The sequence below is a fragment of the Nocardia acididurans genome (assembly GCF_016741815.1).
Lineage (GTDB): Bacteria > Actinomycetota > Actinomycetes > Mycobacteriales > Mycobacteriaceae > Nocardia > Nocardia acididurans.
This window is the reverse complement of sequence record NZ_JAERRJ010000021.1, coordinates 68,313-78,259: the sequence shown is the minus strand read 5'-3', so window position 1 is coordinate 78,259 and position 9,947 is coordinate 68,313. Positions and strand designations below refer to the sequence as shown.

Annotated in this window: 9 protein-coding genes; 4 read left to right on the top strand and 5 right to left on the bottom strand. The window is 65.1% G+C overall.

Annotated elements, in window-relative coordinates; translation table 11 throughout:
- Positions 1 to 78 precede the first annotated feature (78 nt).
- Positions 79 to 984 carry a DUF1214 domain-containing protein gene (locus tag JK358_RS36715; RefSeq protein WP_201957950.1) on the bottom strand — a complete coding sequence of 302 codons (906 nt, stop codon included), beginning with the start codon at positions 982 to 984 and terminating at the stop codon, positions 79 to 81.
- Between the two features lie 417 nt (positions 985 to 1,401).
- On the opposite strand from JK358_RS36715, the gene JK358_RS36710 reads away from it, so the two are divergent.
- The gene (locus JK358_RS36710) at positions 1,402 to 2,904 is read left to right on the top strand and encodes a DUF1214 domain-containing protein (RefSeq protein WP_232852516.1); all 1,503 of its coding nucleotides are present in this window, start codon (positions 1,402 to 1,404) and stop codon (positions 2,902 to 2,904) included.
- 155 nt (positions 2,905 to 3,059) lie between these two features.
- Here JK358_RS36710 and JK358_RS36705 read toward each other — a convergent pair whose 3' ends face one another.
- From JK358_RS36705 to JK358_RS36690, 4 genes are all read right to left on the bottom strand, one after another.
- Positions 3,060 to 3,539 (bottom strand): hypothetical protein, encoded by a 480-nt coding sequence (locus tag JK358_RS36705; protein WP_201957929.1) that lies wholly within the window; start codon positions 3,537 to 3,539, stop codon positions 3,060 to 3,062.
- 85 nt (positions 3,540 to 3,624) lie between these two features.
- Positions 3,625 to 3,975, bottom strand: coding sequence for a helix-turn-helix domain-containing protein (locus JK358_RS36700; protein WP_201957927.1), 351 nt, complete (start codon positions 3,973 to 3,975; stop codon positions 3,625 to 3,627).
- Positions 3,976 to 5,256, bottom strand: a complete 1,281-nt coding sequence (locus JK358_RS36695; RefSeq protein ID WP_201957924.1) for a hypothetical protein — start codon at positions 5,254 to 5,256, stop codon at positions 3,976 to 3,978.
- 25 nt (positions 5,257 to 5,281) lie between these two features.
- Positions 5,282 to 5,914, bottom strand: coding sequence for a hypothetical protein (locus JK358_RS36690; RefSeq protein WP_232852515.1), 633 nt, complete (start codon positions 5,912 to 5,914; stop codon positions 5,282 to 5,284).
- A gap of 304 nt (positions 5,915 to 6,218) precedes the next feature.
- Between JK358_RS36690 and JK358_RS36685 the strand changes: the two genes are divergently transcribed.
- From JK358_RS36685 to JK358_RS36675, 3 genes are read left to right on the top strand one after another with little or no spacing between them, the layout of a single operon-like run.
- Positions 6,219 to 7,889, top strand: coding sequence for a hypothetical protein (locus JK358_RS36685; protein ID WP_201957921.1), 1,671 nt, complete (start codon positions 6,219 to 6,221; stop codon positions 7,887 to 7,889).
- A gap of 13 nt (positions 7,890 to 7,902) precedes the next feature.
- Entirely contained in the window at positions 7,903 to 8,991 is a 1,089-nt protein-coding gene (locus tag JK358_RS36680; RefSeq protein ID WP_201957919.1) for an MBL fold metallo-hydrolase, read from the top strand.
- 57 nt (positions 8,992 to 9,048) lie between these two features.
- Complete coding sequence (locus JK358_RS36675; RefSeq protein ID WP_201957917.1) at positions 9,049 to 9,924, top strand: catalase; 876 nt, start codon at positions 9,049 to 9,051, stop codon at positions 9,922 to 9,924.
- Positions 9,925 to 9,947: the final 23 nt, after the last annotated feature.

The window sequence follows — 9,947 nt, the reverse complement described above, 5'->3', positions numbered from 1 at the left end:
GGCAGAAACGGTTTCGGATCGACGGCTAGCTCCCGGCTCGCGGCAATAGCGGATGAAGCCTCGTCGGTGGAAGGTTGGCTATCTGATGGGTTGGGCTTGGGGGAAGGTCCAGGTGCCGTCAAGGACGTTTTGGTGGGGGCGGTAGAGGCGGACCATGTAGTTCCAGCCGGGCATGATGGGCAGGCAGTTGGGGATGTGGCCGTCGCAGCCGCCGAAGCGGATATCGACCGACCCGTCGGGGTTCATGACGGCGGTGGTGTTGTTGAGAGAGTAGGCGTTGTATGGGTTGGCCTGGAAGTAGCCTTGGGCGTTGTAGAGGCTGATCGACCAGAACCCGTCTACCGGAACGTCTTTCACGTGCAGCGTGTAATCGGTGTTGCCGCTGTTATCCGGTGGGGTGACATTGAGGTAGAGGGCGTCCTTCTCCGGGTTGCCGCCCCAGGCCGAGGCGGCGCCGATGAGGTGGCGTACCGGGTCGACCTGGTCCTTGGCTCCGAACATGCGCCGGGTGTCGGGCAGTCCGGCGGCGAGGGTGAGCAGAGCGTTGCGGGTGGCGCCTTGGCTGGCCTTGTCCCATTGCGGGACCTCGAATGTGCCTGGGCCACCGCTTTGTTCGACCGTGATGGCGTCTTGCAGGCGGTGGACGGCGTCGAGATCGGCAGGATTGTTCGGGTCGACCAGGATGCGCACGGCCAGCACCATATAGCGGGTGCCGACGGTGTTGCGGTCGTAGGTGTAGGAGCCTGATTTGTACTGCACCTGGGAGGTGTATTCGTCCTCGCTGATGGGCTGCATGGAGATGAACCGGTCCCCGGTGTCGGGCAGGGTGACGGTGACCGGTCCGGCGTCGAGGTCGATCACCGCGCCGGAGTAGAGCGTGTCACGGTTGGTGCGGATCACGGTCTGGGCGTCGATAGGCAGGAACTCGCGGTTGTGCTCGAACTTGCCCAGCCCGCCCTTGCCGACCACGGCCGTGAATTCCATATCGGTCTCGGCGCGCACGAAATTGTCGGCCGTGACGATGAGGGGCTGCCCGAGCGGATACTGGGCCGTGGTGGTCGAGGCAGCAGAGGAACTCGACTGCGAGGAATCCTTGGAATCGCTCGAGCTGCCGCACCCGGTGACCGCGACCGCCGTGGCGGCAGCCAGTCCCAGCAGCAGCGCGGATCTGCCCGCTCGCAGCACCGATCCCGAGTTCGACATGGAGGGCTCCCGTCTGTGGCCGCCTCGCGGCGAGATGATTCGACTGACATTTTTGGCTACTGATTGGCATTTCTACACTGATGTGAGTCTTAGCTGTCGAATTGGCATCTTCAGGTTCTCTATCAATTACGCACCGGCTTTATTGCAAACCTTAAGCTATCTCGCTTTCCGGATGGGTTGCTGTTTATTCTCGGCTCCATGCCATCAGATAACAGCGAGGTGGAGCCCTCGAAGCAATCCGGCCCCGCCGTATCTCGTCGCTCGGCCCTGCTGGGTGCGGCAGCCACCGCGGTGCTGGGGGCGGCGATCGGCGGTGGCATGGTGGTGGCCAAACGCGACGACGATTCGTCGAAGCCGTCGTCGGGCTCGGGCACCGAGATCGACAAGAGCCTGATCGCCGCGCGCGCGTTCGAAGCGATGGTGTGGGGCATGCCAGCGGTCAACACCGATCGAATGTTGCAGGCCGCCATCGGGATCGGCGGCGGGGCGAACACGATCGTGTACTGGTCACGGCTGGTGGACTGGCACAACCAGACCCTCACTCCGAACCCGAACGCGATCTATCTGATGCCGTTCTACGACACCACCGCCGGACCGATGGTGCTCGACATCCCGCCCGCCGAAGGGGATTCGACCATCACCGGATCGATCGACACCGTGTGGCAGACACCGCTCGCCGATGTCGGCCCCGCCGGCACCGACCAAGGCCGAGGTGGCCGGTATCTGATCCTGCCGCCCGGCTACAACGCACCGATCCCCGACGGCTTCATCGCGCTGGCCTCGGAAACCACCACCGGCTTCGCGCTGCTGCGCTCGAACCTGAAAAGCGGCAGCGACGCCGACATCGCGGCCGCGGTCGCCTACGGCAAGCGAGTCGGGCTCTATCGCCTCGACGTGGCCGCCAATCCACCCCCCACGACGTTCGTCGACGCCGCGGGCAAGGACTTCGACGCCACCATCCCCTACAGCCGCGAGTTCTACACCTACCTCGACCGGGTCATACAGGCCGAACCGTGGCTGCCGCGCGATATGGCAATGATCGATCAGCTCGCGAGTATCGGTATCAAGAAAGGCACTGCCTACCAACCCGATTCGCAGATCACCGCGCAACTCGACACCGCGACCGCGCGAGCCCACACCTGGATCGAACAGCAGTACGTGCAGCAATTCGCGGCCGCCTACTACGACAATTCACAATGGGCCATCCCCGCCCATCAAGACCTGATCACCGCCATGTCCAACGGATACGCCGACCCGGCCAGCTACCCCGTCGACGCCCGCGGTGTCGCCTACTCCTTCGCGTTCTTCGCCGCGAAAACCCTCGGCTCCGGCCAGTTCTACCTCATGACCATCACCGACAAAGACGGCCACGACCTCGACGGCGGCAAAACCTACCACCTCACCGTCCCCGCCCACGCCCCCGTCTCCCTCTACTGGTCCGCCACCGCCTACAACCGCGCCACCCACACCCTCATCCGCGACACCGACTGGCCCAGCCGCGCCTCCAACACCCCCGACCTGCGACTCAATGCCGACGGCTCGGCCGACATCTACTTCGGCCCCACCGCCCCCGACGGCAAGAAGACCAACTGGATACCCACGAAAACCGGTCAGCAATTCGAAGTCCTGTTCCGCTTCTACGGCCCCCAACCACCACTGTTCGACAAAACCTGGAAACTCCCCGACATCCAACGCGCCTAACCCCAGCCGACCCTAATTCGGCTACTTAGCATTGAACTCAGGACCAGGTCCCGGCGCTGCATGATCGGGAAATTTCGAGAACCGAACGGCTCCCGCGCGCAGAAGTCGCGAGCGGGAGCCGAATTGTTCAATGTGTCAGGCCATTTCGTGCGGACTTACCCCACCGCGGCGCCCGCCGCGCCGCCCGCCAACCCGCCGACACCCGCGCCGACCGCCGCGCCACCCAAACCGCCGGCGATCGCGCCGGTCACCAGACCGACCGTGCCGGCGACAACGGTCCCGAGGGCGCCACCGATCACCGCGCCCGGCAGACAACCGATGATCAACGCGGGCAACCCGATCACACACCCCGCAATCATTCCGCCGACAGCGCCCACCAAACCCATCCCGACACCGGCGGCGATGGAGGTGCCGACCGCACCGGCGCCGGCGCCGAGGCCGCCGCCGACCGTCGCGCCGTCGAGAGCGCCCGCACCGGCGTTGAGCACTCCGCCCGCCGGATCTGCGATGTCGGTGGCATCCGCCATCGCGGGCGCGGTGACCTGGGCGGCCTGAGCCGGTGCCGAAGCGATCGCCACCGAGAGTGGGATCGATGCAACCAGTACGGTCGAAATCACGGCCTTCTTGAATTTCATTTCTCCCCTTCTCCATACTCTCGGGCTGCTTCGACAATTCCTTCCGCAGCGGACGGGAAGGAGATTATTCGCTGAGACCGGGGGCTCACATCGGCCGAATAGCCGATCTTCCGCCGCTCGGCTGATCGACCGAACGGCCGACTTGGCCGGTTTCCCAGGCCCATGCCGCGATCTCCACCCGATTGCGGGCGCAGAGCTTGGTTTGAATATTGCCGAGATGGGCTTTGACCGTCCCCAGCGACACCGAAAGCCGTTCGCAGAGCTCCTGATTGGTCAGCCCGCGCGCCACCAGCCTGGCCACCTCCAGCTCCCGATCGGACAGCTGAGGGGCACCCGGCGCGGCGTCCGGCGGCAGCGCCGCGCAGTCCTGATCGGCGATGAGAACGCGAATCGCCGTCGGTGAGGCAGCGACTCTCCTGCCGTCTGTCGCGGCCATCTAACCGGCCCCCAAGGGCGTATCCGGTGCGGCGGGAGTGATACGCGTGATCTGCTGAATCGACTGCAGGTATGCGCCGAGATCGGCGATCGGCTGGTGGGTCAGCATCTGCTGGCTGTAGGGCGTGCGAAGCACCGCTGCCAGCGCGGGCCAGTCGTTGTCGACCTGCCATTTGTATTTCGGCAGTAGCTGATCGTTGATGTAGCTCCAACGCTGGTCGAAATCGGCCCAATTCCAGTCGGGCAGTGGCACTGTCAGCGTCTGCTTCGCACCCGCGGAGTCCAGATAGGTGTAGCGCACCGGATGGTAATCGCGGGGCGGTTCGACTCCGGCGACGGACGGTGACGCCGCCACCGTCGACAGATAGCCGACGGCGGCGCCGACGTCGCCCTTGTAGGCGCGCAGCTCATCCCATTGCGAACCGACGATGGTCCATTGCTCGCGATGCAGCAGGGCCGCGTTGCCGTCGGCTACCCGGTCGGCGTCACCGGAAGCGATATCCTTCCAGGCGTTCATGATGTCGTCGCCGAAAAGTCCTGCGGCCCGGAACTCTTCGAGCGCCGGCACCCCGCCGGTGACGTAGGCGTCGTGCATGGGCATCAGGTCGGAGAAGATGTTCTTCTGCATCACCAGGATCAGCCCGATCAGGAACGACACATCATCGGGGGTGATGGTTCGACCGGCGTGGTCGAGCGCCAGGAGACCTGGCGGCAGGCTGTCGATCACCTGTGGTCCCGCCGCGGCGCTGGCCGCGGTCACGATGCCGTGGACTGCGGCCGCGATGCCGGGGAAGTCGAAAACGTCACCCGCGAGCTGGAAGTCGATCAGGCCGCCACCGAAGTCGGCGCCGACTTCTCCGCCCATCCCGGCCCACTGCAATTCCCGGTGCGCGAGCTGGAAGTTCTCGTAGTAGGTGTAGGACCTGATCAGGTTGTCGTAGTTGGCGAAAACCCCGGCGCGTGGATTCCAGCCGGCCAGATCGATGCCCGCCTGGTCGGTCGCGTCCACCAGCCAGTATTGGAAGAGCAGCGCCGCGTACCGGGGCGGTGCGATGTGCTCGTCCCGCGCCTGGTTCAGCAACGTCAGCAATGCGCCGCGGTCGTCCGGGAGCACCGGATTGACCCCGCCCGGACCATTTTCCGCGTTCCGGTTCACCATCGGCAGATCCAGATATCGCGACAGATCATCGGCGGCGCGGGCCTGTCCCGAGACCGCGGTCACGATCAGCGTGAGAACCACCGTCGGCACGAGGGCCAAACGGGCGAAGCTGGTTGTTCTCATAGGAATCCCCTTTCGCCAATCGAACTCAGTTCAGGGCGAACGCGCCGCCGGTCGGTTTCGTGGGGTCTGTCGGCGATGGTCCGAGCGAACCGGTGTCGCGGCCGATCCATACGCCCGGGGTGAGCTGACGAATGTTGTGCACGCTCAAGGGAATTCCGGCGAAGTCCCGCGAATAGTCGATCACCCAGGCCGGTTTTCCATCGATGGACGAACTTCCCAGCTGCAACGGGCCGCCCGCGTCCTGGCCCCAGAAATAGTCCTTGTACACCCACGGCCCCTGCGGCCCGGTGGTGAAGGTAAGTCCGCTGCCGAGAGTGCTTTGCATCTGAGTGAAGGCCCGCGCCGTGTCGTAGGGCAGCAGAGAGCCGCCGGTCTGGAACAGCGGTAGCAGCGTGATCGTCTTCGTGCCCCGCGGCGCCGTACCGGTGGGAGCGGCCGCGAAGAGATCGAGAATCTGCTGATCGGTGCACTGGGATTCGAGTGACCGGACCGTCAGATCGTTGTCCGCCGGGTCGATTACGCAATTGCCGTCGGGCTCGCCGCCGCCATTCGGCGATTGCGCGCCCGCCAGGGTGGCGACCGGAAGGAGAAGCATCCCGCCGAGCGCCAAGGTCGCTGCGCCGAGACAAAATTTGCGGTTGAGGCGTGGCGTTCTCATTCGACAAGCCTGCTCCGCCTCGAGAGCGCTGCTATCCGTCACCGTATCGGTGATCGCGCGGCACGGCCTCGCCGGCGGACCTGTGCAAAAAGAAGAGGGCACGGATTTCAAGGGATACCGATTCGGTGACGGATCACCTGCCGAGGTCGATTGGGCATGATAGACAGCGCGTTGATTTCATTATGAATTCCAAGGAACTTTGGAATCACTGAATAGCGTTTAGCGATCTCGGCAAGGGTTCTGCTACCGTCGATTTCGGCAATTCGCCAATGCCTTATCCACGAATTCGATGAGGGAGAAATCTGTGAGCAAAATTGGATCGATGCGAGTCGGCGTCACGGTGATCACCACCGTGATCGCCGCCGCCGGCCTGCTGGCCGGGTGCGGCTCCGGGAGCTCGCACTCCGGATCGTCTACGACTGCGAACCCGACCGGCGGTGCCGCCGCCGCAGGCGTGGGACCGGCCCGGAATCCGTATCTCGCGTCGGACGTCTATCCCGTCACCCACGTCGACCCCGCGCAGTCCGACAGCATTCCGTATCCCGTGGCGCGCGGTACTTTTCACGTCGATCCCACGAAGCAGCCGCGCGTCGCGGGCGGGCCGATCAACTACATGACGCTGGCCGCCACGTCCCCGGACTATCGCTGGATCACCTCCACCGACGGCGTGCGATACGTGGACGTCCGCGACGGCGGGTTCACAGAGGTTGCGAGCATGGATGCGCCGGGGGCGAAGGTGACGCCTCCGGCACAGGTGGACGCGGTGGTCGATCAGGACTTCACCAACTCCGATCAGGTGCGGGCGGCCGTGAGTTCCTGGGGCCTGGACTGGGTTTCGGCGATGGGCAACGGCGTCTACGTGCTGGTCGACAAGGACAACCGGCTGTACTACAACACCTCCGCGGGCGACATCGTCGTATTCGCGTTGAAGAACAAGGACAAGCCCGAGGACGGCATCCAGATCGTCAAGACGTTCGACTACAAACCGTTTTTGACCGGGCAAGGTTTCGCCGGAGCGCCGGAGAAGATCGTGGGCCTGGACATGACCTATGACGGGCATCTGGTCGTGCTGTCGAACAAAGGCATGGCGGTGCTGAACCGCGACCTCACCGGCGACGCCCAGCAGGTCCGGTTCGGCGACGACGAGCTGGTCACCAATTCGATGGCCATCGACGAGAGCGGCGGAATCTACGCCGCCAGCGACAAGGTGATGCGCAAGGTGGTGTGGACCGGTTCGAAGCTGTCCACCGACCCGGCCGACGGCGCCTGGTCCTCCCCGTACGACTTCGGCCGCCAGCCCCCGACCGTGAAGTTCGGGTCCGGAACCGGCTCAACGCCCACGCTCATGGGGTACGGCAAGAACGGCGATCAACTCGTCGTCATTACGGACGGCTCCGATCATATGAAGCTGGTCGCGTTCTGGCGCAACCAGATTCCCGAGGGGTTCCAGCAGAAGCCCGGAACGAAATCCGACCGCATCGCCGACCAGATCCAGGTCACCGCGGGTAAAAAGGATCCGTTGCCCGAGTTCATCCAGTCCGAGCAGTCGGTCGTGGTGAACGGCTACGGCGCGTTCGTGGTCGACAATATGCACCCCGGCGGCGATCCGAACCGTCTGGTCGACGTGCTCACCGGCGGCCCGATCGACCAGGCGCCAACCGGTATGCAGCGCTTCGAATGGGACCCCACGGCGCACAAGTGGAATTCGGTGTGGGAGCGCGGCGATGTGGTGTCGGTGAGCATGGTTCCCACCGTCAGCAGCGCGTCGAACATGGTCTTCGTCAACGGCTACAGCAAGGCCGACGGCTGGGATGTCACCGGCCTGGACTGGAACACCGGAGAAACCGTGCACCGCACAATCTTCGGTCAATCCAATCGCGGCAACGGCGCCTACGCCCTCATCGAGTTCACGCCGGACGGCGACCTCATTTTCAACAGCATCTCCGGGCCGTTCCGGGCGCGGCTCACCAACTGACGCGGAATTCGGTATGGACCCAAAGCCCGGTGTCGACCGGAGATCGATATTGCTGGCCTCCGCGGCGGGTGCGCTGACACTCGCGGGCTGCGAGGCCACCGGCTCGCGGCAATCCGATTCCACGCCCGCACAGCAACCGACGAGACTGCCGGAGACTGCCCTGATCACCCTGGGCGTCATCGCGGGGCCCATCCCGGTGGCCAACCGCACCGGCATCTCGTCGGTTCTCAAGGTCGGCTCCGATCTGTATCTGATCGACTGCGGACTGGGCTCGGTGAACGCTTTCTGCACGGCGGGACTGCAATTCGCGAATCTCGAGAGCATGTTCATCACCCACCTGCACACCGACCACATCGTCGACTACTTCAGCTTCTTCCTCACCGCCGGCATGCTTCCACCAGGGCAGCCGCCGGTGAAGGTGTTCGGACCCGGCCCGGCGGGCGGCCTGCCGCCCGACCGGGTCGGCAACCCCGACCCACCGATCATCGCCCCCGCGCAACCGACGCCGGGCATCGCGGGCCTGACCGCCGACTTACAGAACGCCTTCGCCTACACCGGCAATATCTTCATCCGCGATCTCGGATACCCCGACTATCGTGCCGAGGCGCAGGTCACCGAGATCGTCGTACCGCCCGGTTCCGATTTCACCAACCGCTCACCGGCGATGCGACCGTTTCCGGTCACCGAGGACGAGAACGTCACCGTTACAGCCACGTTGGTGTCGCACTACGACGTCTACCCCGCCTTCGGCTTCCGCTTCGACCTGAAAAAGTCGGGCAAATCCATCACCTTCTCCGGAGACACCACCAAATCCGACAACCTCATCGCTCTCGCCCGAGACACCGACGTCCTCGTCCACGAATCGGCATTCAGCCTCGATGACGCCTACTGGCACAACATCTTTCCGCCCGGCTACCTGACCGCCTCGCACACCTCGGCGCGCCAGGTGGGAGAAGTCGCGGCCGCCGCAGCGGCCAAACACCTCGTCATCAGCCACTATCAGCCCGACAACCTCTCCGACGACACCTGGCGCCGGGAGATCACCCCGAGCTACCGCGGCCGGATCGACATCGCCAAGGACGGTCAGGTCTTCCCGATCTGAGGTCAGACGGAATCGGCGCCCGATGCGCGGACGCCCCGAACTTCCTACCGTCGGCCGATGGATGCGAACGACTACCAACGGCTGGTCGAGCGGATGACCGAGGCGACCGGGAGCGCACCGGGTCAGCGGCTACTGCACACACGCGGAACGTGGGTGGCCGGATTCTTCGAACCGGTCCCGCTCGCGTCCGATCTTTGTGCCGCAGGGGTTTTCGGACCGGATCCCACCCCGGTCACGGGAAGATTCTCCAGCACGCTGGGCGGGGCCCGCGGGCACGACGGTGACGCCGGCGATCACGGCTTCGCGGTCCGGATGGGAGAGCTGGACCTGGTGATGTTCACCCTGCCGGTCTTCTTCGTGCGCACTGCCGCCGACATGGTCGAGTTCCTGGAGGCGTCCGGCTCGGGCGACGGGGAACGCATGGCTGCTTTCCTGCATCACCACCCAGAGGCGGCCACCGCGATGCATTTGGCCGAAACGGCATGTCCTATCACGAGTTTCACCGGCGTGAGCTATCACGGTGTGCACGCCTTCGGCCTGGTCGATCAGTCGGGAGCCGAGCGCTTCGCGCGACTGCGCTGGCGTCCCCTGCGCGCCCTGCCCGCGCTCGACCCCGCCGCCGCGTGCGCCCGGCCACCCGATTACCTCGCCACCGAACTCGCCTCTCGATTGCCCGCCCGCTTCGCGCTCACCGCCCAGGTCCCGGGCACCGGCCACGACATCCACGACCCCACTCGGCTGTGGCCGGAGACCGAGGAGATCCCGCTCGGAATCCTGACCCTGAATCGGGTCGAGTCACCAACGCGGGAACCCGATTTCGACCCTCTGCGCCTCCCACCCGGCATGCTCGCTCCTCTCGACCAGCTCGCCCGCGACCGTCATCGCCTCTACCGATCCGCCCGCCTCGCACGCTTCGCCGCCGATATCCGGTGAGCCCTCTGATCCGGCACCGGCGA